The following is a 23,690-nucleotide window of genomic DNA, read 5'->3' on the forward strand; positions in this document are numbered from 1 at the left end:
ATCCGTTCGGCGCGCTGCGCTGATCCACGGCCAGGCACCAACGTCCCGAACACCCCGACAAACACGACCGGAACAACCGGAGAATCCGCATGGCCAAGAAGGAAAGCGTGCAGAAGCGTCTGCAGAAGGTGCGTCCGCCCCGGGTGCAGCTCACCTATGACGTCGAGAAGGGCGACGCCATCGAGCAGAAGGAATTGCCCTTCGTCGTCGGCGTGGTAGCGGACCTGTCCGGCCAGTCGGAAGTCGCGTTGCCCAAGCTGCGCGACCGCAAGTTCGTCAATATCGATCGGGACAACTTCGACGACGTGATGTCGGCGGTCGAGCCGCGCGCGGCTTTTCAGGTCCCCAACAAGCTGTCCGAGGATGGCGGCAAGTTCGGCGTCGACCTGAAATTCCGCTCGCTCGACGATTTCAGCCCGGAAGCCGTGGTCGACCAGATCGAGCCGCTGCGCAAGCTGCTCGAGGCCCGCTCGAAGCTGGCCGACCTGCGCAACAAGCTCGCCGGCAACGACAAGCTCGAAGATCTGCTTAGCGAAGTGCTGACCAATACCGAGAAGCTGCAGCAGCTCGGCCATGGCGGCAAGGAACCGAAGGGTGGTCAGGATGCCTGAGACGCAAGCCGCAGTCGCCGCGCAGGCGGCGCCCGTTGCCAATGCCAGCCTGCTCGACGAGATCGTCGAGCAAAGCCGTGTTGCCAAGTCCGACGCCGAACACGCGCGTGCCAAGGACATCATCGGCGAGCTGGTCAAGGAAGTGCTGGACGGCACCGTGGTGGTGTCGGACAACCTGTCGGCGACGCTCGATGCCCGCGTGGCCGAGCTGGACCGCCTGATCTCGGCGCAGTTGAGCGCCGTGATGCACGCACCGGAATTCCAGAAGCTGGAAAGCACCTGGCGCGGCATGTCGTACCTGGTCAAGGAAACGCAGACCGGCACGATGATCAAGATCAAGGCGCTGAATGCGACCAAGCGCGACCTGGTGCGCGACTTCAAGACCGCGATCGATTTCGACCAGAGCGCGCTGTTCAAGAAGGTCTACGAGGAAGAGTTCGGCACCTTCGGCGGCGCACCGTTCGGCGCGCTGATCGGCGACTATGAAATCACGCGCCAGCCCGAAGACATCTACTTCATCGAACAGATGTCGCACGTCGCCTCGGCCGCGCACGCACCGTTCATCGCCTCGGCCTCGCCGGAGCTGTTCGGGCTGGAGTCGTTCGCCGACCTGGGCAAGCCGCGTGATCTGGCCAAGGTGTTCGACACCGTCGAATACGCCAAGTGGAAGTCGTTCCGCGAGTCCGAGGATTCGCGCTACGTCGGCCTGACGATGCCGCGCTTCCTGGGCCGCCTGCCGTACAACCCGAAGGACGGCACCACGGTCGAGGGCTTCAACTTCGTCGAGGACGTCGACGGTACCGATCACAGCAAGTACCTGTGGTGCAACGCCGCCTGGGCCTTCGGCGCGCGCCTGACCGCGGCGTTCGAGGACTTCGGCTGGTGCGCGGCGATCCGCGGCGTCGAGGGCGGCGGCCTGGTGGAAGACCTGCCGACCCACACCTTCAAGACCGACGACGGCGAGATCGCGCTCAAGTGCCCGACCGAGATCGCGATCACCGATCGCCGCGAGAAGGAGCTCAGCGACCTGGGCTTCATCCCGCTGGTCCATTGCAAGAATTCCGACTACGCGGCCTTCTTCGCCGCGCAATCGGTGCAGAAGCCGAAGAAGTACAACACCGACAGCGCCAATGCCAACGCGGTGCTGTCCGCCCAGCTGCAGTACATCTTCTCGGTCTCGCGCGTCGCTCATTACCTGAAGGCGATGATGCGCGACAAGATCGGCAGCTTTGCTTCGGCCCAGAACGTTGAAAGCTTCCTGAACCGCTGGATCTCGCAATACGTTCTGCTGGACGACAACGCCAGCCAGGAGCAGAAGGCGCAGTTCCCGCTGCGCGAGGCGTCGATCCAGGTTTCCGAAATCCCGGGCAAGCCCGGCGCTTACCGTTCGGTAGCCTTCCTGCGTCCGCATTTCCAACTCGACGAGCTGTCGATTTCGCTGCGCCTGGTCGCCGACCTGCCGCAGGCCGCCAACTCGTAACCGGTTGCCGTCGGTGCCCGGCATTGTGCCGGCGTCCGACGGCCGAGGCAGCAGTACTTTCTAAGGCGAAACAAAGCCACTATCTCATCGAGGGTCTCATGAAGGATATCTACGTCAAGTTCGGTAATCCCGCCATCAAGGGTGAATCCCAGGACAAGGACCACAAGGACTGGATCGAAGTCCTCAGCTGGGAGCACAACATCAAGCAGCCGCGTTCGGCGACCGCTTCGACCGCTGGCGGTCACACCGCCGAGCGCTGCGAGCACGGCGAAATGATCTTTACCAAGGACATGGACGTGGTGAGCCCGCTGCTGTATCAGCACGCGTCGGGCGGCACGACCTTCGACGAGGTCACGATCGACTTCATGCGCGCGGACGGCGAAGGCAAGCGCGTCAAGTACCTGGAAATCAAGCTGAAGAACGCGATCCTGGGCGCGGTGGATGCGAAGGTCGCCGCCGAAGGCCTGCCGACCGACAAGTTCTCGCTGAAGTACGCCGCGGTGCAGTGGAAGTACACCCAGCAGAAGATCGGCGGCAACCAGGGCGGCAACTCGCAGGGTGCCTGGAGCCTGACCAAGAACGACAAGACCTACTCGGTCTGATGCCGTTCCTTGGGGGCGATGCTGGCCGATGATCGGTTGAAGCGGATGCCGGCATCCTGGCGATTCGGCGCGGCAACGCGCGGCTTGCCGGGGTGCCGGCGCTTGCCATGAAAGGTTTCGAACCGAGTCTGCTCGACAAGCTGTTCGACGACGAGCCCCACGCGCCGCTGCCCACCGCGATGCGGCAGCTGACGCTCGAGGAGCTGAAGTCGACGGTGGCGCGCGACATCGAGGCGTTGCTCAATACGCGCATCGTGATCGACGAAGCGCAGTTGAGCGGCCTGCCGGAGTGCAAGCGTTCGCTGCTGACGTACGGGCTCAATGATTTCGCCGGGCTCAGTCTGGCCAGCTACTACGACCGCAACTACATCTGCCAGTCGCTGACCAAGGCCATCGAGCGCCACGAGCCGCGGCTGCGCAATGTCACCGTGTCGCTGGATGTCAGCGAGCGCAACACCAATGCGTTGTGCTTCGGCATCACCGCCATGCTGCTGGTGGGGCCGGCGCGGGAGCCGGTGAGCTTCGATGCGTTGCTGCAGCCGTCGACGCTGCAGTACTCGGTGACGCGGGGACGAACCTGACAACGCGGGCGCATGGCCCCTGACCCATGAACGGGTCATTGTCCCAAGCCATGCCCGAGCCAATCCGACCCGCCACCGCCACGCACCGACCGCCGAGCAGCCATGGAAGAGCTACTGCCTTACTACGAGCGTGAACTGGCCTATCTGCGCCGGTATTCGCGCGACTTCGCCGAGCGATATCCGAAGATCGCGGGGCGGCTCGCCATGTCGGCCGACGGTTGCGACGATCCGCACGTCGAGCGGATGGTCGAGTCCTTCGCCTTCCTGACGGCGCGCATCAGCAAGAAGCTCGACGACGACTACCCGGAACTGACCGAAGCGCTGCTGGAGGTCATGTATCCGCATTACCTGCGGCCGTTTCCGTCCTGTTCCATCGCGCACTTCGATGTCCGTGGCGCGGCCGCGCAGTTGTCCGCGCCGATGACGGTGCCGCGCGGCACGATGCTGAGCACGCGGCCGGTCAACCGGGTCGAATGCCGCTTTCGTACCGCCTACGACGTGACGTTTGCCCCGGTCCGCATCGCCGAGGCCAGCTATCGGGGCGCGGCGGTGGCGCCGGCCGCCACCGTGCTGCCCAAGGGCGCGACCGGTGCATTGACGGTCTCGCTCGAATACCAGGGCGACCGGGGCGGTTTCGACACGCTGGCGCTCGATACGCTGCGGGTCTATCTGGACGGCGAGCCGTCCTTCGTCGCCGCGCTCGGCGACGCGCTGTTCCTGCATACCGCGGCAGCGTATCTGGAGGGCCCGAGGCCCGGCGTCTGGCAGCGGCTGTCCGCCGTGCCGCTGCGCGAGGTCGGTTTTGCCGCCGACGAGGCGCTGATCGACACGCCGGCGCGCTCGCATCCCGCCTACCGGCTGCTGTCCGAACACTTCGCCTTCGCCGAGAAATTCAACTTCCTCGACATCGACCTGGCGGCACTGCGGCGCGCGCTGGGGCCGGCCGGCGGCAACACCCGGCGCCTGCAGCTGCATCTGGTGATGACCGACATCCGCAGCGACTCGCACACCGCGCGCCTGCTGGAGAGCCTGCAGGCCGAGCATCTGCGGCTGCATTGCACACCGGTGGTCAACCTGTTCGCACAGAAGGCCGACCCGATCCGCATCGAGCATACGGCCAGCGCCTATCCGGTGGTGGCCGACGGCCGCCGCGCGCACGGCTACGACATCTACTCGATCGACCGCGTTCATCTGGTGCGCGAGACCGCCAATGGCAACGACTTGATCGAATTCCGGCCGTTCTATTCGCTGCATCACGCCGACGATCCGAACCGCGCTGGCCATTTCTGGCTGGCGCGGCGCGACGAGCTGGTGGCGCGCCGCAGTCCCGGCTACGAAACCGAGATATCGATCGTCGACCTGGATTTCGATCCGGCGCAGCCGCAGACCGATACGCTGAGCATCGACGTCACCTGCACCAATCGCGATCTGCCGGCCAGCCTGTCGTTCGGCCATGCCGACGGCGATCTGACGATGGAAGGCACGTCGATCGCGCGGCAGATCACGTTCCTGCGCAAGCCGACGCCGTCGCTGCGGCTGCCGGGCGGCCGCGCGGCGCAATGGCGCCTGATCTCGCTGCTGGCGCTGAACCATCTGTCGCTGGTGCAGGACGGCCTGCCGGCGCTCAAGGAGATGCTGCGCCTGCATGACCTGGCCCGCAGCGGCATCTCGGCGCGGCAGATCGAAGGCATCGTCGGACTGGACTATCAGCCCACCACCCAGTGGCTGGCCGGCAAGCCGTTCGCGACGTTCGTGCGCGGCCTGCAAGTCCGCCTGACGCTGGACGAGGAAGCCTTTGTCGGCACCGGCCTGCACCGCTTCATCCGCGTGATGGACCATTTCTTCGGTCTGTACGTCCATCTGAACAGCTTCGTGCAGCTCGTCGCCGTCTCGCGCCGCACCGGCAAGGAATTGATCCAATGCGCTCCCCGAAGCGGCGAATCGATCCTGGTGTGATACGGCGGCTGCTGCGGCAGCCGTATCGCTTCCAGTTCTTCCAGGCGGTGCGGCTGCTGCAGATTCAGTTCGCCCGTCAGGGCCGGGCGCAGGGCGATGCCAATGGCGGCGTGCATGGCGCGGCCAACGGCGTGGCGAATCGCACGGTGAACGGGGCAGTGAACGGGGCAGTGAACGGGGCAGTGAACGGCAATGCCATCGCGCGCGTCGCCGACACTCCCGAGCACCAGCTCGCCACGCGCGTGCGCTTTCCCAACGCGCTGTCGCTGTCATTCCCGGCCAGCGAAATCGTGCAGATCGAGGCGGGTAGCCTCGCCAAGGAGGCGCTCGACAGCGATGCCGGCTTCGCCGAGGCGCTGGCACAACGCCCGCTCGACGACGTGGCCGTGACGCCGGCCTTCTTCGGCATGCTGGGCGGGCAGGGCGCGCTGCCGCTGCACTACACCGAAGTGGTGGCCGAGCGCGAGACAATGCGCCGCGACGGCGCTGCGCGCGCCTTCTTCGATATCTTCTCGAACCGCGCCGCCGCGCTGTTCTATCTGGCGTGGAAGAAATACCGGCTGCCGTTCCAGCACGAGGTCGACCGCACTCGCCACTACCTGTCGCTGCTGCTGTCGCTGGCCGGCGTCGCCGATGCGGGCGTCCGCCGCGGCCTGCACGAGACGCCGGGGGCCATCCACGACGAAGCGGTCGCCGGCTATGCGACGGCAGTGCGGCATCGGCCGATGTCGGCGTCGTATCTGCAGCAGGTGCTGGCCGACTATTTCCGCGTGCCGTTCCGCGTCGAGCAGTTCGTCGGCGGCTGGTATCGGGTGCCGCCGTCGCAGTGGTCGCGGCTGGGCGGCGTCAATAACGTGCTCGGCGCCACCGCGCTGGCGGGCCAGCGGGTCTGGCAGCGCGATCTGCGGGTGCGCGTCTGGATCGGGCCGCTGGCGCGCGAGCAGTACCGCGCCTTCCTGCCCGGCGCCGAGGGCGCGCTGGCGCTTCGCAAGATGCTGACCGTGCTGGGCGGCGCCACGCTCGAATACGAAGTCAAACCGATCCTGCGCCGGCAGGACGTGACCGGGTGCCGGCTCGGCGCCGCAGGCAGCGGCCATGTCGGCTGGGACACCTTCCTCGTTTCGCGACCCGCCACGCAGGATCGCAGCGACGCGCATTACACGCTGTCGCCCATTCATTGATAGACCGGAGCCGAGCCATCATGGCCACCCCCTTGAAGACGCTGATCGCCAAGCTCAATGCCACCAGCCGGCAGGCCGCCGAACGGGCCGCCTCGCTGTGCATGGCGCGCGGCCACTATGAGGTCGACCTGGAGCATCTGTTCCTGGCGTTGCTGGAGAATCCCCGCAGCGACGTGTCGGTCGCGGCCAAGGCGAGCGGTATCGATCCGGCCGCGCTGCAAAGCGATCTGGACAGGGAGCTGGGGCGCTTCCAGACCGGCAATGGGCGCACGCCGGCGTTCTCGCCGTGGCTGCCGAAGCTGTTCGAGCATGCCTGGCTGATCGCCTCGCTCGATTCGCAGACCACGCGCATCCGCTCCGGCCATCTGCTGCTGGCGCTGCTGACCGAGCCGAGCCTGGCGCCGCTGGCCGAGCGCGGCTCCAAACGTTTCGGCCAGTTCCCGGTCGAGCGCCTCAAGCATGAACTGGCCGTCTTGACCAAGGGCTCGGAAGAGGCCGAGCAGGCCGTGGCGTTCGCGGACGCCGGCGCCGCGGCGGCCGACGAGCCCTCGGGGCAGGGCGCGCTGTCGAAGACCCCGGCGCTCGACCAGTACACCGTCGACCTGACTGCGGCGGCACGCGACGGCCGCATCGATCCGGTGATCGGCCGCGACGCCGAGATCCGCCAGATGATCGACATCCTGATGCGCCGCCGGCAGAACAACCCGATCCTGACCGGCGAGGCCGGCGTCGGCAAGACCGCGGTGGTCGAAGGGCTGGCCTTGCGCATCGCCGCCGACGACGTGCCGCCGCCGCTGCGCGGCGTCGCACTGCGTACGCTAGACATGGGCTTGCTGCAGGCCGGCGCCAGCGTCAAGGGCGAATTCGAGAACCGGCTGCGCAACGTGATCGACGAGGTCAAGCGCAGCCCGCAGCCGATCATCCTGTTCATCGACGAGGCGCACACCATCATCGGCGCGGGCGGCCAGGCGGGCCAGAACGACGCCGCCAATCTGCTGAAGCCCGCGCTGGCGCGCGGCGAGCTGCGTACGATCGCGGCCACGACCTGGGCCGAATACAAGAAGTACTTCGAGAAGGATGCCGCGCTGGCGCGGCGCTTCCAGGTCGTCAAGGTCGAGGAACCGGACGAGGCGCTGGCCTCGGCGATGCTGCGCGGCATGGTCGGCCTGATGGAGCGGCACTTCGACGTGCGCGTGCTCGACGAGGCGATCACCGAGGCGGTGCGGCTGTCGCACCGCTATATCAGCGGCCGGCAGTTGCCGGACAAGGCCGTCAGCGTGCTCGACACCGCCTGCGCCAAGGTGGCGCTGGCGCAGAGCGCGACGCCGGCCGAAATCGAGCAGGACCAGAAGGCGCTGGAGCGCCTGACCGTCGAGATCGGCGCGCTGCAACGCGAGCTGTCGACCGGCGGACAGCATCAGGCACGGTTGGCCGAGTTGCAGAAGCAGGAGCAGACGCTGCGCGAGCGCATTGCCGCGGGTAACGAACGGCTCGCACGCGAACGCGAGCTGGTCGAACGGATTGTCGCGCTGCTGCGCTCGAGGGATGCAGGTACGGCGGAGGCCGCTAATGCTGCTGATGCTGCTGATGCCGCTGCGACGGGCCATGACGCCGCCGTCGACGAAGCCGAGCCGGTCGCTGCCAACAGCGATATCGCGCCCGCCGCCGGGCGCCGTCGCAAGGCCGCCGCGCCGGCGGCCCCGGCCGACGAACTGTCGCGCCTGAAGGCTGAACTGCGCGAACTGCAGGGCGAAACGCCGCTGGTGCCGATCCAGGTCGACGGCCAGGTCGTTTCCGAGATCGTCTCGGCCTGGACCGGCATTCCGCTGGGCCGCATGGTCAAGGACGAGCTGCACACGGTGATGAACCTGAAGCCGCTGCTCGAGGAGCGCGTGGTCGGCCAGCCGCACGCGCTCGAAGCGGTGGCGCAGCGCGTGCGTACCGCGGCGGCCAATCTGGAGGACCCGCACAAGCCGCGCGGCGTGTTCCTGTTCGTCGGCCCGTCCGGCGTTGGCAAGACCGAGACCGCTCTGGCGCTGGCCGACATCCTGTACGGGGGCGAGCGCAAGCTGATCACCATCAATATGAGCGAGTACCAGGAGGCCCACAGCGTGTCGGGACTCAAGGGCTCGCCGCCGGGCTATGTTGGCTATGGCGAGGGCGGGGTGCTGACCGAGGCGGTGCGGCGCAACCCGTACAGCGTGGTGCTGCTCGACGAAATCGAGAAGGCGCATCCGGACGTGCTGGAGATGTTCTTCCAGGTCTTCGACAAGGGCTGGATGGAGGACGCCGAGGGCCGGACCATCGACTTCCGCAACACCATCATCATCCTGACCTCCAACGCGGGCTCGGCCTCGATCATGCAGGCCTGCCTCAACAAGTCGGCCGAAGAACTGCCGGACGCCGACGCGCTGACCGAGGCGCTACGCCCGACGCTGTACAAGACCTTCAAGCCGGCGTTTATCGGGCGGACCAAGGTCGTGCCGTACTACCCGATCAGCGACGACACGCTGGTCGAGATCATCGAGCTGAAGCTGCGCCGCATCGGCGAGCGCGTGCAGCAGAACCACCGCGCCGTCTTCGAATGGGATGCCGCCGTGACCGAGGCGGTGCTGCAGCGCTGCACCGAGGTCGATACCGGCGCGCGCGCGGTCGACCATATCCTGAACGGCACGCTGCTGCCCGAGATCGCGCAGTCCGTGCTGGCGAAGATGGCGCAGGGCGAGGCGATCCAGAAGATCAAGGTCGGCGTCAACAAGAACGGCGGCTTCCGCTACAAGGTCAATTGAGTCAATTGAGTCAATTGAGTCGATTGACACCGTAACTCACAGTCGAGGCACCGATGGGCGTACTGACCGATATGGCGCATGAACTGGCGGCGCAACTGCGCGCGGCCTTCCGCCAGCACGACCGGCTGCTGCGGCTAGCGACGCCGCTGGGCGACGACGTGCTGCTGGCCGAGCGTCTGCTCGCGCGCGAACAGCTCGATGGCGGCGGTTTTCGTATCGAGCTGTCGGCGTTGTCGGACGACGCGAAGCTCGATCCGGCCGCCTTGCTGGGCCAGCCGGTGCGCATCGATCTGCTGACGCAGCTCAGCCGCGACAAGCCGCGCGCGTTGCACGGCCATGTGACGGTGTTCGAGCGCGTCGGCGCCAATGGCGGCCTGGCGCGCTACCGGCTCGTGATCGAGCCGTGGCTGGCCTTCCTGCGGCATCGGCGCGACAGCTTCCTGTTCCAGGACATGTCGGTGATCGAGGTCGTCGACAGCGTGCTGGGCGACTACCGCGGGCAGGGCAAGCTGGTGCCGGAATGGCGCTGGGCGGTGGCCGACGCCGCGATCTATCCGAAGCGCAGCGTGGTGACGCAGTACGACGAGTCCGACTTCGACTTCGTGACGCGGTTGCTGGCCGAGGAAGGGCTGTTCTACTACTTCGAGCACGAGGCTACCGATGGCGATGCGCTCGGCCTGCATCGGATGGTGATCGCCGATCGCAACGACGTATTCAAGGACAACACTCAGGCCAGCATCCGCTTCGGCCGTGCCGATGCGACCGCTTCGGAGGACGTGATCACCGAATGGCAGGGCGAGCGCCAGTGGCAGACCAATGCGGTCGAACTGGCGACCTGGGACTATCGCACCGCGTCACTGCGCAGCGCCACGCTGACCACCCACCACGACAACGGCGAGCAGGCCACCGCGCTGACCGACATCGACTATGTCGGCCAGTACGCGTTCGAGGACGCCGAGCAGGCGCAGCGCATCACGCGCATCGCGATGGAATCGCTCGAGGTTCGCAACAAGGCCTTCCATGGCGGCGGGACGGTCCGCACGCTGGCGCCGGCCACCACGTTCTCGCTACTCGATCACTACGAGCACGATGGCGACGAGGACGACGGCCGCCGCTTCGTGCTGCTGTCGGTCACGCACGAGGCTCGCAACAATTTCAACGAGGGATTCGGCCAGGCCTTGCTGGCGATGACGGGCCTGGCCCCGGCCGGGGACAACGAAACGCTGCCGCTGTACCGCAACCGCTTCACCGCCGTGCGCGCGAGCGTGCCATACCGACCGGCGCTGCGCGGCGAGGACGGCCGACTGCTGCATCCGCGTCCCACCGTGCGCGGCAGCCAGACCGCACTGGTCGTCGGCGACGGCGGTCCTGTCCATACCGATCGGGACCATCGCATCAAGGTGCAATTCCATTGGCAGCGCGGCGGGCGTTCATCGAGCCGTCAGTCCCACCCGGCCGGCGACGACAACGCGCGCGCCGAGTCCGCACTGGGCTGCTGGCTGCGCGTTGCCACGCCGGTGGCCGGCGACAACTGGGGCGGCGTCGCGCTGCCGCGCGTTGGCCAGGAAGTCGTGGTCGAGTTCGTCAACGGCGATATCGACCGGCCGGTGGTCGTCGGCGCGGCCTACAACGGCGCCGGCGAGCCCGACGCGCAGATCAACAAGCAACAGGCCGGCGCCGCGAACGCGACCGGCAACGCGCCGGCGTGGTTCGCCGGCGACGGCAAGAACGACAAGGCGCACGCACACAACGCCGTGCTGTCCGGCATCAAGACACAGGCGCTGTCCGCCAGCCAGACCGGCAACGGCGGCTACAACCAGCTGGTGTTCGACGACACCGAGGGCCAGAGCCGCACGCTGCTGTCGACCACGCAGGCCGCGACGTCGCTGACGTTGGGCCATCACCTGTTCCAGCGCGACAACGCCCGCGAGGCGGACCTGGGCCACGGCGCGGCGCTGGCCACCGACGCTTCCGGCAGCGTCCGCGCCGGCTCCGGGCTGCTGATCGCCGCCGAAGATGGCAGCGTCACGCAACCGCTGCTGCAGAGCGAACAGGCCGCGACGCAGGTCGAAGACAGCCTGGAGCTCGCCCGCACGCTGGCGCAGCAGGCCGCCAAGCAGAAGGCCGCGCTGCCCGGCGAGCCTGCTGCCGATGCACTGCCGGCGCTCGAATCGCTGAAGCAAAGCGCCGAAGTGCTGCGCACCGAAGCGAAGGCCGAAGATGGTAGCTCAGCGATCGCCTACGGCAAGCCGCATCTCGTGGTGTCTGGCCCGAAGGGCGTGGCGCTGTCGACGCCGGCCGATGCGGTGCTCGTCGCGGGCACCAATGCCACGCTGGTGGCCGGGGAACATTTCAATCTGGCGGCAGGCGGCAATCTCGCCGTCGCGGTGGCCGATGGTCTTAGCCTGTTTACCGATGGGCAGGGGGGCTCGGGCTCCGGCTCAAGCTCTGGTTCCACCGGCCAAGGTACGCAGACCGGGCAAAAGGGCGGCGACGCGAAAGGCATGGCCTTGCACGCCGCCGCCGGCAAGGTCGAAGTCGCCAGCCTGACCGGCGCCAGCCGCTACGCCGCCGAGCGCACGGTGACGATCGCCTCGACGCAGGCCAACGTTACGGTCGAGAGCAAGCAGCACGTGCTGCTGAACGCCGCCGGCGCGCAGATCCGCGTGCTGGGCGGCAAGATTGAACTGCACGCGCCCGGGAAGGTGGAGTTCAAGGGGGCGGGGCATCGGTTTGTGGGGCCGGGCGGTGCCGAGGCGAACAATTCGCTGGCCAAGGGCGACCTGGGGCTGTGCGAATTCAAGACGCGCGGCGCCGAAGCCGCGGGCGACGCGCTGGTGCCGTTGGGCTGATGGCGATGTTCGATCTGCATCATCGCTTCCTGGACGATTTCACGCACGTCGTGCTGAGCCCGCTGCAGCTGGGGCGGCAGGCCGTGGCCGCGTATCCGGTGACGCCGCTCGTGCCTCGGGGCGTCGACGTTCAGCCGCATCTGATGCCGGCACTGCTTGCGTTGGCCGAGCTCGATCGCCAGCAGAAGATCGGCCTGATCGAAGCCGCGTCGCGCTGGCAGCAGGACTATCTGCGCCCATATTTCAGCGCCTGCCTGGTCAGCGAGCACGCGACCGAACGGATTGCCCACCATCTCGGTACGGCGCAGCTGCTAAGCGCGCCCGCCAGCGGCCGCTTTCTGCTGCGCTTCAGCGATCCGCGCGTGATGACGCAATTGCTGGGCATCCTCGACGAGGCGCAACTCGACGCTCTGATGGGGCCTGTCGCGCAATGGCATTGGGTCGACTCCATCGGGCAGCAGCGCCAGCGCATCTCCAGCGGCGATCCCCATCTGCCGCTGCGGGTCCGGACCGGCCAGATCGGGCCCCTGCGGCGTGTGGGGCTGGTCAACGGTTGCCTGCAAACGCTGGTCAGAGGCGGTTGGCCCTGCGCCGACGCGGTCGCGCTGGGCCGGCAGCTGGACGAAGCGCTGGTCGAAGCCACGCAACGGCACAACCTGCGCGATGACGCGGACCGCCGGCTATACGCCGTCCAATGCGTGGCGATGCAAGGCCGCCCGGACGCCCATCCCGCGCTGAAGGCGGCGCTGCAAAAGGCCGAGGCCGGCGAACTGAGCTACGTCGGCGCCTGTGCCGAACTGACCGACGACCCGCTGGGCGTTCCGCCTGCAACCGGAACGGACCACAATCGACTACTGGAAAAAGCGACATGAACGCAGCCGCCATCGAGGAAGCGTCCAAATGCCCCTTCTGCGACAAGGAAGGGCTGCCCATCCTGCCCGTACGATACGCGATCGGCCGCACCGGAAAGAACAGGAGCGGACGGCAATTGGCCCCGGTACCGCCGGCGCTCGATCCGCAGTTCGGCGACAAGGTGACGGCCATCTCGTTGCCGGAGGACGTGGCCCGTTACACCCTGCGCCTGCTGCGCGGCGGCTACCTCTACGTCTTCAACGAGAAGCGCGGCCTGTGGTCCGCTTACGTCGTGACCGAGGCCGGCTACCTGTATGAGTTCGATTTCAATGACCCGGCACCCCCGCTGCCGGAAGACATCGAATTCAGCTGCAGCAACAAGCAGGATGCGGTGATCGCGCGCTGCATCACGGTCAAGGACGCCCATGTCGCCGGTCCGGTCTGGATCGGCTTCTCCGATGTGATGTGGACCGAGGAGGTCAAGAAGCGGCACAAGCGCCAGGCCTGGCGCGAGAAGCATATGCGCCGGATCGATATCGACAAGTGGCGCGGTGGCGGTGCGGCCTTGCCTCATATGGCCCCGCTGACCGACGCCAGCAAGCTGGTGGCCGAGTTCCGTGCCGAGGGCGCGACGGTCGAGGACACGCCCGCGCAACCGATGCCGGAAAGCCATCCGGACGCGCATACGCTGCCGACCATCGTGATCAAGGCATACCCGGCTTTCAGCTTCTCGCCGCACGACTTCAATGCCTGCAAGGAGCAAGAGGCCGATCTTCTGAAGTGGGCCGAGACCGCCGCCGCCCCGTATCGGCCGGCCTTGGCGGCACTGTGGGACCCGGTCGGCATCGCGTCGGAACTCGATCCGCTGATGCGGGAGTGCTACGAGGACTTCCTGTACGAAGATCCCGACCGCGCCCGCAAGCTGGCCGTGTCGCAGGCGATCATGTCGATCCGCGAGTCGATCGGCAACCATGCCGAACTCGAAGTCATGCGTACGGCCGAGGAGAGCGCCCAGAACGTCGAGATCTACGGCACCGCGGATCCGCATGCGATGCCGATTCCGGGCGGCGCGGGCGCGGAGACCCTGGCGGCCGGCAAGATGCTGGCCGAATGGCTGCTCGGCGAACCCGAGAAGGCCCGCAATCGCAGTATTGCGGAGGCCTATCGCAATGTGCCCAAGGCCCGCCTTCACCAGGCGCGCAGCAGCTCGTGGACCAAGTACGAGACGCGCATGGTGACCGGCGCGAAGCGCTATGACGAGAAGGCCCGCGACGATTTCCAGAAGGCATTCGACCGCGCGCTCGACGGGTTCAACAAGAAGACGATCGATCCGCTGGCCAAGGCGCATCGTGCGTGGCTCGAGAGCGAGGCGATGGCCAACGTGTTCGCCTGCAACTACGACGAGACCAATATGCGCAGCGGCGAGGCCTATACCGGCGCCGTGATGCTGTGTATCGGCAATACGCAGGACAAGCCGATCTGCTTCGATCTGTACAAGAAGTGGCTCGACGGAAGTCCCGACGACCAGAAGAACCTGTTGCTGCGCGCGCTGGGCTTCAATCAGCAGGACGTGCTTGCGGCTGCCGCGAAGGCGTCATCGAGCGGCGTGGATCCGTGGAACCTGTCCTGGCCTTCGCTGATCAAGGTCTACGACTTCGCCTTCCAGCGCGTGTCGAACCCGGCCACGGCGTCGTGCCTGATTGCCAATTTCATTCTCGGCATCAACGGTCCTTTGGCATGGGCGCTGAGCAAGGCGACCACCGATGGGCCGATCAAGGGCATCGCCGTTCTGTTCGGCATGTTGTCCAGGAAGGCCATGGTGCCGCTGCAGGTCGAGGGCGACTACCGGACGTTCCGCCGCGAACTGATCCGCAAGATCCGCAATTTGAGTGCGGAGGCGGGGCAGGATGTGCCGTCGCGCCGAGCCCTGTACGACCCGGTCGAGCTGGAGCTGCGGCGCCTCGAGGTGCATGGACTGCCGATGGAGGGAACGACCAACAAGTCCTTCCTGGTGCTGGTCGATCCCGTTCATCTGAAAGGCATGCCCTCCGGCCTGACCAAGGCACAGCGTACCGCGTGGTTGGCCCGCTCGTTGCGGCTACCAAACAACTATGCGCTGATGCGCCTGCCCGGTGCATGGAAAGGCGTCATCAATACCGATGTGCGCGTCGGCGCGGCGTCGTCCGTTCTCGATATCGTGCTGCTGATCAAGCTGTGGAGCGACAGCGACGACTCGATGAATCACAAGGTCGGCGATACATGGGGGCGCATTCTCGGCGGGGTGGTTGGCGTCGCGGGCGGCATCATCGAACTGGTGTCGAAGGTCGCCAAGGCCCGCGTCACATTCGGCCTGCAGTTCGGGCGCGCACTGGACGCGTCGCTGGCCAAGATGCTGGAGAGTGTGGGGCGCCGCGCGACCGCGGTCGGCGGTGTCATCATCGCGGTGCTCGATCTGAACCAGGCACGGCTCGAATTCTCGGAGGGCAACGTGATCGTCGGCGGGCTCTACGTGCTGTCGGCGGCGGTGGGGCTGCTGATGGTCTGGGCCGTGTACGTCGGCATGACTGGCTGGGGCATCGTGATTGCCATCGTGATGTTCGTAATCGCGGGGCTGATCGCCTGGCTTGCCGACGACAAGATCCAGGATTGGCTCGAGCGCTGCTATTGGGGCAGCCTCAGCGACGAGCGCTATGGGGACGTCGAAGAGGAGATGGAACAGCTGAAGCTGGCCACGAAGGACTGATATGGATTTCACGGGACTGGTGCGCAAGTACCGCGTCAACCGGCCAATCGACGACGACGAGCGCGCTCACCGCCTGCGTCAGGGGCAGCGTCTGCAGGTCGAGCCGCACGATCAGCTCTGCGTGATCAAGATCAATTCCAGCTATCTGGATTCGGTCGACCGCTACTACGACTCCCGGGGCGCGCTGACGCTGATGGCGCTGGTCGTGATCATGGTCTGCGTCGGCGGTTTCGTCGCCATGAGCCTGGCCGCGCAGCGGCCGCTGGCGCTGGGGCTGTACACGCCGGGTACCGTCGCCGTCTTCCTCGGCTTCGTGGCATTCGTGATGGCGCCCATCGTGGCGCTGTCGGTATGGATGGCACGCCGGGAGCTCGGGCGCTACACGCACTATCCGATCCGGCTGGATCGGCGCAACCGGATGCTGCATGTGTTCCGGCTGGATGGCAGCATCCTGAGCGTGCGCTGGGACGATGTGTTCTTCACGCTCGGGCGCTGTTCCGGATCGGTTCAGCCGGTGCGCGATATTCGCGGCCTGGTGCTGGATCGCGACGGCGTCACGGTACGCGAGCAGTTCGCGTTTTCGCTGTGGGAAGTCGACCCACAGCGCTTGAAGGCGCATTGGGAATTCCTGCGGCGGTATATGGAAGAGGGGCCGAAGGACCTGATCGACCGGATCCGGTACTGCGTGCCGATCGACGGGCGGCGCGAGCGCTTCCGCGTCGGCCTGGAACGTGTCTTCGCCAATGACGCCGGTTCCGCGCCGATCTATTGGCTGATGTGGCCATTCAACCTTCTGCTGGCGTGCACGCGCGCGCTGGTGATGAGAACTTGCCGGGTGCCGGTCTGGCCGAAGGACATCGAAGACGCCGCGCCGGTTTCGAAGGACGATCCCTATGTCAAGGATGCAAGCAGCAACCCGCCAAATCTACGCTGAGCGCCGAATGACGTGCGATGCCGCATCGTTCCTGCGAGCCGGATGGACTGGCTCGCTGACGGCCGCCGTGGCGCTGATGGTCGTTGCAGGCGCGGCCGTCGCCGCCGATGCCGGCAATGCAGACGGCGCCGCTGCGCTGGAACGCGCCGCAAAACGCGTCTCCGAAGCCGTCGCCACCGGCGAAGTGATCGCCGCCGCAAAAGGCACGCTGAAGCAGCAAGGCGACAAGGTCCCGCCTCAACGCGCCGCCTGCCTGTCGGCGATGGAACCGCGCACCGTCGCCAACCGGATCGGCTATCCGCTCGCAGAGGATTTCTCCAGGGACGAGTTCCTTGCTCTGACGCGCTTCCTCGATACCCCGGAAGGCAAGCGCATCCAGCAGGCGCGAGCCGAACGGCTGGCGTCGGGCAATCTCGTTTTCCGGCTGACGCCCGAGGAATCTGCCGTTGTCGGCAAGGCCTTGCCGGCGCCGCTGGCGGCCAAGTGGTCGTCCGGCGCGGCCACGCAGCCAAACACGTTGCAGGCGATGCGCAAGGTGTTCGAGGAACAGCAGGCGATCTGCCGCAATGAAGAAACCTCACCGCGTCCCACGGCGCCCGCGCCGGTCAGCTATCGGGAAGGGCTGCCGCCCAATGTCGGCTGCTCGCAGCCGCGCCTGAGCCTGGTCAGCGAGCTGCCCGACAAGCCGGTATCGGTGACGGTGCGCGTCTGGATCGGCGAGGATGGTTCGGTGGCCCGCACTGCGGTGGAGAAACCGTCGGGCTTTCAGCCGGTCGACAACGCGGCGCGCCGAGCGATGAACGGCATGCGTTGTTCAGCTCGGGGTAGCGGTGCCTTGGTGCCGTTCACGACGACACAGTCGTTTGTCGTTCGCGCCGGCGGCTAACGTCGGGTAGGGCTGGGTAGCGCGGATTGCGGGTAGTGCAGAGGCGGGGTATGCGCGTGTCGCACTGCCAATGACGACGCCAACCTACAACGTCGTCCTCTTCCCCTCCCGATCCACTTCATACACCTTGTGCTCGCCAAGCCGGCGCTTCAACCACAACCCGGCCTTGCCGAGCACATGCGCCTTCGCCCAGATCAGATCCACACCGACCAGCCAGTCGGTGTACGGATAAGCGGTCAGTGGCAGTTCCACCAGTTCGCCTGACGCCAATTCGGACAGGATCAGTTGCCGCGGCAGCGTGGTCCATCCTAGGCCCGTGCGCGCCAGTTCCAGCAGCGCCGCGTAGCTCTCCGCCTGCCAGCATCGCGTCGCATCGAGGTATTCGCTGCTGGGCAGCTTGTGGTTGTGGCCGCTGAACACCAGCCGCCGGTGCGCGCGCAGGTCGGCGAAATCGACGCGCTTCAATTGCGACAGCGGGTGGTCGCGGTGGGCGACATGCGACAGGATCAGCTTGCCCATCTGGGCAAAGCCGAGATCGCGCGGGTAGGCCGGCTGCGAGAACGCGATGCCCAGGTCCGCTTCGCCGCGCGCCAGCAGTTCGGCCACATCGCCATGCAGCGGATGCCGGATCTGCAGGTCGACATGCGGAAACCGTTCGGCAAAGTCGCGTAGCGGCGGCATCAGGGTGGAGTAAGGGACTTCGATCGCCAGCGTCAGCGCCGGCTCGACGCGTTCGCCCAGCTCGTTGGCATGCGCCTCCAGTTGCAGGCAGCGCTCCAGCACCAGTTCGGCCTCGTTGCGCAGCTTTTCTCCGGCCGGCGTCAGCGTCGACGCCTTGCCGCCGCGTTCGAAGAGCACCAGGCCGAGGTCGGCCTCCAGATTGGCGATGGCGGTGCTGACCGCGGACTGCGTCTTGCGCAACTGCCGGGCCGCGGCCGAGAACGAGCCGGTGCTGGCCACCAGGGTGAACATTTCCAGCTGATCGAGCGAATAGCGCATCGCTGCCTGACTCCTGCCCGTCAAAAAACTGCCTATCAAAAAAATCGATGGCTGCCGATTTGGCCCGCCGCCCAAACCCGCCGGATTATGGCGCACCGATCCGGCCGGCGCAAAAGCGCGGGACCACAGACCAGACGGAGGAGACCACGATGCATTCGCAGCAGCAGGCGGGACCAGAACCGATGCCGCAGGAGCCGGCCGCTCATTCGGCCGGTGACTCGGCCTATCAATCGGCCTATCAATCGGCCAACCACCCGGACGTCCGCCCGGCCGTCCACCCCGTCGACCAACGATTGCCGGTGCGGCAGCTGGCCAGCTTCGGCCTGCAGCACGTGCTGGTGATGTACGCGGGCGCCGTCGCGGTGCCGCTGATTCTTGGCAGCGCGCTGGGCTTGACCCAGCAGCAGATGGTCACGCTGATCAATGCCAATCTGTTGACCTCGGGCATCGCGACGCTGATCCAGACACTGGGCTTCTGGCGCTTTGGCGCACGTCTGCCGCTGATCCAGGGTTGTTCGTTTATCGCGATCGCGCCGATGATCCTGATCGGCCAGCAATACGGGCTCAGCCATGTGTTCGGTGCCGTCATTGCCGCCGGCGCGCTGACCATCGCGATTGCTCCACTGTTCAGCCGGCTGCTGCGCTGGTTTCCGCCGGTGGTGATCGGCAGTCTGATCGTGATCATCGGCGTCACGCTGATGCCCGCGGCGGCGATCTGGCTGGGCGGCGGCAATCCCGCGGCACCGGACTTTGGCGCGACGCCGAACCTGCTGCTCGGCCTGGCGACGATCGCCATCACGCTGTTCGTCTATGCGCGCTTCTCCGGCTTTATCGGCAATCTATCGGTGCTGATCGGCCTGCTGGCGGGCACCGCGATCGCGATGGCCTGCGGCATGACCAGCTTCGACGCGGTCGGGCGTGCCGCCTGGTTCGAGATCAGCCCGCCGTTCGCGTTCGGCGCGCCGTCGTTCGCCCCGATGCCGACGCTGGTGATGCTGCTGGCGATGCTGGTGATCATGGCCGAGACCACCGGCAATGTGCTGGCGATCGGCACCATCGTCGGCCGGCCGTCGACGCAGCGCACGCTGGGCGACGCGTTCCGCGCCGATGGGTTGTCGACGATGCTGGGCGGCGTCTTCAACAGCTTTCCCTATAACGCGTTCACGCAGAACACCGGGCTGATCGCGCTTTCGAACGTCAAGAGCCGCTATGTCGTCGCCTCGGCGGGCGCGATCATGGTGCTGATGGGCCTGTTCCCGAAGCTTGCCGCGCTGATTGCGTCGGTACCGCGGCCGGTGCTGGGCGGCTGCGCGATCGTGATGTTCGGCATGACGACGGTCGCCGGTATCCAGGAGCTGTCGCGCGTGAAGTTCGACGGCACGCGCAACGCGATCATCGTCGCGGTGTCGGTCAGCGTGGGCGTATTGCCGATGTCGCTGCCGGCGCTGTTCGAGCGCGTCGAAGGGCCGCTGAAGCTGGTGCTCGACAGCGGCATTTTCCTCGGCGCGATCACGGCCGTGCTGCTGAACCTGTTGCTCAATCGTGGGACATCGCAGGCCGCGGTGACCGACAGCGAGCATGCCGTCGCCTCGGGCCAGTCCTGATCTCAAGGGGCCATGCCGGCCGCAATCTATTTGGATCGAATCGAATCGCGCCATCACGCGCATCTTTGCCAGGAGAATCGTCCGATGCCAGCCATCGACACCCAGACCCGTACCACCACCTCCACGCTGTCCGAACTGGACCTGCGGCTGCTGCGCGAGTCGATCGCGCTGGCCGAGCAATCGAAGCAGAACGGCCGCCATCCCTTTGCCGCGATCGTGGCGGACGAGCACGGCAATATCGTCGCGTCGGCCGGCAACAACTCGATGCCGCCGCAGGGTGATCCGACCCAGCATGCGGAGCTGGCCGCGGCGGCGCTGGCCGCCAAGCGCCTGAGTCCGGAACAGTTGGCACGCTGCACGCTGTACACCAGCGCCGAACCCTGCTGCATGTGCGCCGGCGCGATCTACTGGTGCAATATCGGCCGCGTGGTCTATGCGCTGTCGGAGCACACCTTGCTGGGGCTGACCGGCGACCATCCGGAGAATCCGACTTTCTCGCTGCCTTGCCGCGAAGTCTTCGCGCGGGGACAGCGCCAGATCGAGGTGCACGGTCCGATGCTGGAAGACGAGGCGGCCCAGTCCCATACTGGGTTCTGGAAGTAAGGCGGGGCAGGGGCCTCGCGCTTGCGACGCGTTTCGTCGCCGATGTCAGCGGGAGGCACCATGCCGGAACAACTGACCAAGCATCCCGACGTCACCCTGCAGGTGCTCAAGAGCGCCGGCGCACGGTGCGGCACGGGAGAAACCCAACAGATCCTGAAGGCTTGCCCGGCCGAGCGCTTCTGCCAGTTGCCGGGCGGCGAGATCTGCGTGTTCGGGCTGCCCGATGCGGCCCGCATGACGCAGATCACGAAAGCCGATTGGCAGGCGCTGACCGCGACGATGGCCGGCGTGACGCCAACCGCCGCCCCCGGGTCGCCGACGGCGCCCGCTACGGCGCCACCGACGGCCGCGTCATGGCTGTGGATCGTGGTCGCCCTGGTGGTCGGCCTGATCCTGGGCGCGGTGCTGGCCCGCCGGCGCCGGCCGCCGCCCTGAGCAGTGGCGGCCGGCGGAGCGACGTCGCACGGACCCATCAAGCGCCGGGCTTGTTCCGAAACACCAGCGCCAGCCCGAGCAGGATCGTAACCATGCCGGCCAATGCCAGCGGCGCGAGCCGGTTGCCGAGGATCAGATAGTCGAGCACCGCGGTGCCGGCGGGCACCAGGTAGAACAGGCTGGTCACGTTGACCAGATTGCCGCCCTGGATCATCCGGTACAGCAGCAGCGTTGCGCCGATCGAGATCACCAGCGCCATCCAGCCGAGCGGCAGCAGCAGCGCGGGCGTCCACGAGACGTGGATCGGCTCGAACGGCAGCAGCGCCAGGCACATCAGCAGCGCGATGCCGTATTGCAGCGGCATCACGTCGATCGGCGCCTGCCGGATGCCTTTCTGCACGATGGTGCCGGCCGTCATCGTGGCCAGCGCGGTCAGCGCATAGAGCATGCCGGCCACCGGGGTGCCGGCAATGCCGATGCCCTGGTAGACGACCATCACGAGCCCCGCCAGCGCCAGCACCAGCCCGACCAGCCGCAACGCCGAGAAGCGGCGCTCGGTCAGCAGCAGCGTCAGGATCGGCTGGGCGCCGAGCAGCGTGGCCAGCATGCCGGGCGTGACGCCGCGGTCCAGGGCCAGCAGGTAGCAGATCGAATAGCAGCCGGTCAGCAGCAGCCCGACCATTGCGACCCGCGCCCGCTGTCCGGGCTCGGGCAGCCAGCGGCGGCGCCATGCGGCGATCGCCAGCAGCACGCCGAACGCCAGCACGAAGCGCAGCGTCAGGAAGGCAAAGGCGGAGGCATAGGCCAGGCCCCATTTGGCGACGATCGCGCCGCTGCTCCACAGCAGCACGAACAGCGCCGTGGAGCCGTGGGCGGCCCAGGTATCCGGCAACGACGGAAACAGCCGGGAAGAGAAGGTCGAGAAGGACGAGAGCGACAGCAAGGACAACGTCGATCGCGCCGCATGCGCGAATCTTTGGAAGTTCATCGGTTTCACCTGTCATTGGTGTGACGGGCTTCGGTCGACCGTGAGCGAACGCCGGCTGCGAATGCGAGCCGGCATCGGCGCGATGCGCGGCATCGAGCAGGCGGCAATGGCGTTCGCGCGCGCCGGGCGCGCACGGTCAGACGGAAGAGTGGGGGTCGGCTGGGGTCAGCCGAGGACGGCCGCGGGCGGCGGGGCGACCGCTGCGACGACGGCGCGCGGCGGCGGTGCAACACCGGCCACGACAGCGCGCGGCGGTGCTACGCCTGCCACGACGACGGCGACGTCAGCCGGGGGCGAGCAGACAGCGGCCGGCGGCGACCAGACAGGAGAAACGCGGGGAGGCGCCGACGCGCGCGCGCCACCGGTCGGCAGGACCGGATCGGCAATCGAAGAAGCGCGGCGTACAGGCGTCATGGAACCCAAGCGGAACCGAAAGGGGTGGAAAACCGTCACACGACCGTCATGGGACGGCCGGTGCGTCGGCGGGGGCGATCTATCGGAATCAGACCGAAATCGAATGCTCTCCGCGGCACGACTCGCGCAAGCGTACACGCTCTATGATGTGCTGACAACCCCGTCCGCGGTGGCCCGGGCCGGGGCGCCGGTCCGGTACAATGCGCGCCCCGCGGGCGCATGCCCGCCCGTATGTCTGACATCTGGCATTGGAGGACCTCATGGAATCGCGAATCACCGAGCTGGAGGTCAAGCTGGCCTTCCAGGAAGACCTGCTGGAAACGCTGAACCTGACCGTCGCGAAGCAGCAGCGGCAGATCGAATTGCTGCAGGAGCAAATGCAGGCGCTGTACCAGCAATTGCCCGCCGCCACGGGCACCGCGGCCGACGGGTCGGTGCACGAAATACCGCCGCACTATTGAGCCATTGCCGCCCTGGACCGCCGATGGTGGAACGCCGGGACGCCGCCCGGGTCTGACCGAGGTGACCACTCCAGCATCGCGCATGTCTTCGATCCCTTCGCATGGCCGCCGCCGGGGCCTCCGGCGGCCCCTGGCGGCCACGGCAACCGCCGCGGCGCTTGGCCTCGGTGCCGGCCTCGCCGTGCTCTCGGGCGCCGCCATCGCCGGCTACAACATCTGGACCGGCGAATACACCTTCACCAGACAGGAACTGCAGCGCGCCGTCGAAGGCCGCTTTCCGGCGACGCTGCGCTATGCGCAAGTGCTCGACGTCCGGCTGACCCGGCCGCGGCTGACGCTCGATGCGGCGGGCAACCGCATCACCACGCAGGTCGATGCGCAGTTGACCAACAGCCTGCTGCCGGCGCCGCCGATCAACGGCACGCTGGCGCTGAACAGCGGCCTGCGCTACGACCCGGTCAAGCGCGCGGTGCTGCTCGACAACCCGACCGTCGAGCAGGTGCAGGTCGACGGCGTGCCGGGCCAATACAGCGCGCAGCTCAATGCGGTGGGCAACCTCGTGGCGCAGGAACTGCTGAAGGACTATCCGCTGCACACGTTCAAGCCCGAGGAACTGCAGGTCAACGGCAAGCAGGTCGAACCCGGCGCGATCACCGTGACCGAGGATGGTATCGCGGTGAAGATCGACACGAAGTAGGGCGGGCCAAGGTCTCGCCGCC

At 67.0% G+C, this 23,690-nt stretch carries 19 protein-coding genes; 17 read left to right on the plus strand and 2 right to left on the minus strand.

Going from position 1 to position 23,690, the window contains the following annotated elements; translation table 11 throughout:
• Positions 1-89 precede the first annotated feature (89 nt).
• From tssB to B551_RS05645, 12 genes are all read left to right on the plus strand, one after another.
• Positions 90-611, plus strand: coding sequence for a type VI secretion system contractile sheath small subunit (gene tssB, locus B551_RS05590; protein WP_006577976.1), 522 nt, complete (start codon positions 90-92; stop codon positions 609-611).
• Positions 604-2,091, plus strand: coding sequence for a type VI secretion system contractile sheath large subunit (tssC, locus tag B551_RS05595; RefSeq protein WP_006577977.1), 1,488 nt, complete (start codon positions 604-606; stop codon positions 2,089-2,091). The genes tssB and tssC overlap by 8 nt, the downstream gene beginning before the upstream one ends.
• A 98-nt stretch (positions 2,092-2,189) precedes the next feature.
• Positions 2,190-2,693 carry an Hcp family type VI secretion system effector gene (locus B551_RS05600; RefSeq protein WP_006577978.1) on the plus strand — a complete coding sequence of 168 codons (504 nt, stop codon included), beginning with the start codon at positions 2,190-2,192 and terminating at the stop codon, positions 2,691-2,693.
• A 107-nt stretch (positions 2,694-2,800) separates the two neighbouring features.
• Positions 2,801-3,274: a type VI secretion system baseplate subunit TssE gene (gene tssE / locus B551_RS05605; protein ID WP_023263644.1), complete on the plus strand. Its 474-nt coding sequence runs from the start codon at positions 2,801-2,803 to the stop codon at positions 3,272-3,274.
• Between the two features lie 102 nt (positions 3,275-3,376).
• A complete protein-coding gene (tssF, locus tag B551_RS05610) occupies positions 3,377-5,230 on the plus strand; it encodes a type VI secretion system baseplate subunit TssF (protein ID WP_006577979.1) in 1,854 nt (617 codons plus the stop codon).
• Entirely contained in the window at positions 5,194-6,411 is a 1,218-nt protein-coding gene (tssG, locus tag B551_RS05615; RefSeq protein ID WP_043437571.1) for a type VI secretion system baseplate subunit TssG, read from the plus strand. The genes tssF and tssG overlap by 37 nt, the downstream gene beginning before the upstream one ends.
• Positions 6,412-6,431: 20 nt before the next feature.
• Positions 6,432-9,200: a type VI secretion system ATPase TssH gene (gene tssH / locus B551_RS05620; protein ID WP_023263645.1), complete on the plus strand. Its 2,769-nt coding sequence runs from the start codon at positions 6,432-6,434 to the stop codon at positions 9,198-9,200.
• Between the two features lie 53 nt (positions 9,201-9,253).
• A complete protein-coding gene (locus B551_RS05625; RefSeq protein WP_006577893.1) occupies positions 9,254-12,052 on the plus strand; it encodes a type VI secretion system Vgr family protein in 2,799 nt (932 codons plus the stop codon).
• Positions 12,052-12,924 carry a DUF4123 domain-containing protein gene (locus tag B551_RS05630; protein WP_006577892.1) on the plus strand — a complete coding sequence of 291 codons (873 nt, stop codon included), beginning with the start codon at positions 12,052-12,054 and terminating at the stop codon, positions 12,922-12,924. Before B551_RS05625 ends, B551_RS05630 begins: the two co-directional genes overlap by 1 nt.
• On the plus strand, positions 12,921-15,647 hold the full coding sequence (locus B551_RS05635) for a T6SS effector BTH_I2691 family protein (RefSeq protein WP_023263646.1): 2,727 nt from the start codon (positions 12,921-12,923) through the stop codon (positions 15,645-15,647). The genes B551_RS05630 and B551_RS05635 overlap by 4 nt, the downstream gene beginning before the upstream one ends.
• A 1-nt stretch (position 15,648) precedes the next feature.
• Positions 15,649-16,581 (plus strand): DUF6708 domain-containing protein, encoded by a 933-nt coding sequence (locus tag B551_RS05640; protein ID WP_006577890.1) that lies wholly within the window; start codon positions 15,649-15,651, stop codon positions 16,579-16,581.
• 7 nt (positions 16,582-16,588) lie between these two features.
• Positions 16,589-17,467 (plus strand): energy transducer TonB, encoded by an 879-nt coding sequence (locus B551_RS05645; RefSeq protein ID WP_006577889.1) that lies wholly within the window; start codon positions 16,589-16,591, stop codon positions 17,465-17,467.
• Between the two features lie 84 nt (positions 17,468-17,551).
• On the opposite strand, the gene B551_RS05650 is transcribed toward B551_RS05645, so the two are convergent.
• Entirely contained in the window at positions 17,552-18,466 is a 915-nt protein-coding gene (locus tag B551_RS05650; RefSeq protein WP_006577888.1) for a LysR family transcriptional regulator, read from the minus strand.
• Positions 18,467-18,615: 149 nt separating this feature from the next.
• Here B551_RS05650 and B551_RS05655 point away from each other — a divergent pair, with 149 nt between their 5' ends.
• From B551_RS05655 to B551_RS05665, 3 genes are all read left to right on the plus strand, one after another.
• Positions 18,616-20,070 (plus strand): nucleobase:cation symporter-2 family protein, encoded by a 1,455-nt coding sequence (locus B551_RS05655; RefSeq protein ID WP_006577887.1) that lies wholly within the window; start codon positions 18,616-18,618, stop codon positions 20,068-20,070.
• An 84-nt stretch (positions 20,071-20,154) separates the two neighbouring features.
• Complete coding sequence (locus B551_RS05660; protein ID WP_043437575.1) at positions 20,155-20,673, plus strand: nucleoside deaminase; 519 nt, start codon at positions 20,155-20,157, stop codon at positions 20,671-20,673.
• A 60-nt stretch (positions 20,674-20,733) separates the two neighbouring features.
• Complete coding sequence (locus B551_RS05665) at positions 20,734-21,108, plus strand: hypothetical protein (protein WP_023263648.1); 375 nt, start codon at positions 20,734-20,736, stop codon at positions 21,106-21,108.
• A 37-nt stretch (positions 21,109-21,145) separates the two neighbouring features.
• Here the strand turns inward: B551_RS05665 and B551_RS05670 are convergent, their stop codons facing one another.
• Positions 21,146-22,096: a DMT family transporter gene (locus tag B551_RS05670; RefSeq protein WP_006580244.1), complete on the minus strand. Its 951-nt coding sequence runs from the start codon at positions 22,094-22,096 to the stop codon at positions 21,146-21,148.
• Positions 22,097-22,770: 674 nt separating this feature from the next.
• Here B551_RS05670 and B551_RS05675 point away from each other — a divergent pair.
• The gene (locus B551_RS05675; protein ID WP_006576148.1) at positions 22,771-22,971 is read left to right on the plus strand and encodes a SlyX family protein; all 201 of its coding nucleotides are present in this window, start codon (positions 22,771-22,773) and stop codon (positions 22,969-22,971) included.
• An 82-nt stretch (positions 22,972-23,053) separates the two neighbouring features.
• The gene (locus tag B551_RS05680; RefSeq protein ID WP_006576147.1) at positions 23,054-23,668 is read left to right on the plus strand and encodes a DUF1439 domain-containing protein; all 615 of its coding nucleotides are present in this window, start codon (positions 23,054-23,056) and stop codon (positions 23,666-23,668) included.
• Positions 23,669-23,690 lie beyond the last annotated feature (22 nt).

The organism is Cupriavidus sp. HPC(L) (assembly GCF_000307735.3).
GTDB lineage: Bacteria > Pseudomonadota > Gammaproteobacteria > Burkholderiales > Burkholderiaceae > Cupriavidus.

Bases quoted from the DNA above. Each gene is read 5' to 3' on its own strand.
- tssB (WP_006577976.1), top strand. From the start codon at position 90: ATGGCCAAGAAGGAAAGCGTGCAGAAGCGTCTGCAGAAGGTGCGTCCG.
- B551_RS05645 (WP_006577889.1), top strand. From the start codon at position 16,589: ATGACGTGCGATGCCGCATCGTTCCTGCGAGCCGGATGGACTGGCTCG.
- B551_RS05675 (WP_006576148.1), top strand. From the start codon at position 22,771: ATGGAATCGCGAATCACCGAGCTGGAGGTCAAGCTGGCCTTCCAGGAA.
- B551_RS05600 (WP_006577978.1), top strand. From the start codon at position 2,190: ATGAAGGATATCTACGTCAAGTTCGGTAATCCCGCCATCAAGGGTGAA.
- B551_RS05665 (WP_023263648.1), top strand. From the start codon at position 20,734: ATGCCGGAACAACTGACCAAGCATCCCGACGTCACCCTGCAGGTGCTC.
- B551_RS05680 (WP_006576147.1), top strand. From the start codon at position 23,054: ATGTCTTCGATCCCTTCGCATGGCCGCCGCCGGGGCCTCCGGCGGCCC.
- B551_RS05660 (WP_043437575.1), top strand. From the start codon at position 20,155: ATGCCAGCCATCGACACCCAGACCCGTACCACCACCTCCACGCTGTCC.
- tssG (WP_043437571.1), top strand. From the start codon at position 5,194: ATGCGCTCCCCGAAGCGGCGAATCGATCCTGGTGTGATACGGCGGCTG.
- B551_RS05655 (WP_006577887.1), top strand. From the start codon at position 18,616: ATGCATTCGCAGCAGCAGGCGGGACCAGAACCGATGCCGCAGGAGCCG.
- B551_RS05625 (WP_006577893.1), top strand. From the start codon at position 9,254: ATGGGCGTACTGACCGATATGGCGCATGAACTGGCGGCGCAACTGCGC.
- tssC (WP_006577977.1), top strand. From the start codon at position 604: ATGCCTGAGACGCAAGCCGCAGTCGCCGCGCAGGCGGCGCCCGTTGCC.
- B551_RS05650 (WP_006577888.1), bottom strand. From the start codon at position 18,466: ATGCGCTATTCGCTCGATCAGCTGGAAATGTTCACCCTGGTGGCCAGC.
- tssH (WP_023263645.1), top strand. From the start codon at position 6,432: ATGGCCACCCCCTTGAAGACGCTGATCGCCAAGCTCAATGCCACCAGC.
- tssF (WP_006577979.1), top strand. From the start codon at position 3,377: ATGGAAGAGCTACTGCCTTACTACGAGCGTGAACTGGCCTATCTGCGC.
- B551_RS05670 (WP_006580244.1), bottom strand. From the start codon at position 22,096: ATGAACTTCCAAAGATTCGCGCATGCGGCGCGATCGACGTTGTCCTTG.
- B551_RS05635 (WP_023263646.1), top strand. From the start codon at position 12,921: ATGAACGCAGCCGCCATCGAGGAAGCGTCCAAATGCCCCTTCTGCGAC.
- B551_RS05630 (WP_006577892.1), top strand. From the start codon at position 12,052: ATGGCGATGTTCGATCTGCATCATCGCTTCCTGGACGATTTCACGCAC.
- tssE (WP_023263644.1), top strand. From the start codon at position 2,801: ATGAAAGGTTTCGAACCGAGTCTGCTCGACAAGCTGTTCGACGACGAG.
- B551_RS05640 (WP_006577890.1), top strand. From the start codon at position 15,649: ATGGATTTCACGGGACTGGTGCGCAAGTACCGCGTCAACCGGCCAATC.